The sequence below is a fragment of the Fulvivirga kasyanovii genome, from assembly GCF_009711405.1.
Lineage (GTDB): Bacteria > Bacteroidota > Bacteroidia > Cytophagales > Cyclobacteriaceae > Fulvivirga > Fulvivirga kasyanovii.
The window spans coordinates 1-1473 of record NZ_SMLW01000169.1 but is presented as its reverse complement, the minus strand read 5'-3'; the positions used below and the strand labels follow the sequence as shown (position 1 = coordinate 1473).

At 42.5% G+C, this 1473-nt stretch carries 2 protein-coding genes; one reads left to right on the top strand and one right to left on the bottom strand.

Annotated elements, in window-relative coordinates; translation table 11 throughout:
- Positions 1–926, top strand: a 926-nt coding sequence (gene trpS / locus E1163_RS00560; RefSeq protein WP_155168579.1) for a tryptophan--tRNA ligase, incomplete at its 5' end; no start/stop codon positions are given.
- A gap of 251 nt (positions 927–1177) precedes the next feature.
- Here trpS and E1163_RS30215 read toward each other — a convergent pair.
- The coding region (locus tag E1163_RS30215; RefSeq protein ID WP_185155894.1) for a hypothetical protein at positions 1178–1473 on the bottom strand (296 nt) is incomplete at its 5' end.

The following is a 1473-nucleotide window of genomic DNA, read 5'->3' as shown; positions in this document are numbered from 1 at the left end:
TGGGAAATATACTCGGAGCAATAAAGCCTGCAATTGAGCTTTCTAAGCAGAAAGACAATCAATCTCTGTTTTTTATAGCAGATCTACATTCTCTCACCACTATAAAAGATGCGCAACAGCGTACGGAGAATGTAAACGCTACCGCCGCCGCCTGGCTCGCCTTTGGTTTTGATACAGAGGCAAACATTTTCTACAGGCAGTCGCGCATACCCGAAGTTTGCGAACTTACCTGGTACCTCAATTGCCTCACACCTTTCCCTATGCTGGCCAATGCCCATTCGTTCAAAGAAAAATCAGACAAACTGGCTGATGTCAATGCAGGGCTTTTTACCTATCCGGTATTGATGGCTGCTGACATTATTCTTTATGATGCGAATATTGTACCTGTAGGCAAAGACCAGAAGCAACACCTGGAAATAACCCGTGATATTGCCAGTATTTTCAATAATCAATACGGCGATACCTTCGTTATTCCCGATGCCCAGATCGATGAAAAGGTAATGACCATCCCTGGTACTGACGGACAAAAAATGAGTAAGTCGTACGGCAATACCATAGATATATTCTTACCGGAAAAGAAGCTGAGAAAGCAGGTTATGAGCATAGTAACGGACAGTACTCCATTGGAAGAACCTAAGAACCCTGACACCTGCAACGTATTCTCTATCTACAAAATAGTAGGTACGGAAGAGCAAACCGCGCAACTTCGGGAGAAATACCTGGGCGGCAACTATGGCTACGGGCACGCCAAACAGGAGTTGTTTGAGCTTTTACTGAACACTTACAAAGAGCAGCGCGAAAAGTTTAACTACTATATGGAAAACCCCGCAGAGCTGGATGACCAGTTAAAGAAAGGTGAAGAGAAGGCGCGGATAATAGCCCGCGAAGTACTGGACAGGGTAAGAAAAAAGGTAGGCTTTATATAAAAGGATCAGGCCGAGTTTCTGGGGAAATATTAACTTTTTGTCTCTGTGTTTAACAAACAGTGGTCAATAGCAATAGACAAAGGCAGTTGGCAAATTGGTATAAGATAACAATAGGCGTGATTTACTGATTTTTAGTGGAAAGCCTCATTACCACGTAAAAAGAAAGTCATTCTTTGCTGATCATGTAATCAGGTAAAGAATGACTTTTTACTTTTTCGGGTTTATTTGACCCTATATATTCAGGTAAGCATTTATTTAGCCTTCCACACCACTTCTTTTTGCTGAGGATCCACCTGTAGGATTATCCTGGTTGGTTTTGGCAAAAGAACCAGCTTGGTCTCCTTACCCGGGTAATCATCAACCTCCACATAAACACCTTCCTTAAATGCGACGTCATAACCATCATCAGTGATGATCACTTCATTGGGCAAATAAGCTATCGGCAATAGAACATCGGTGTCAGGACAAAACTCATCATGTACTTCATGAAAAGCATCCTCAAGATAATCGCCGTACTTCTCCAGAAAGTCATCTTCGAGGTCATGTA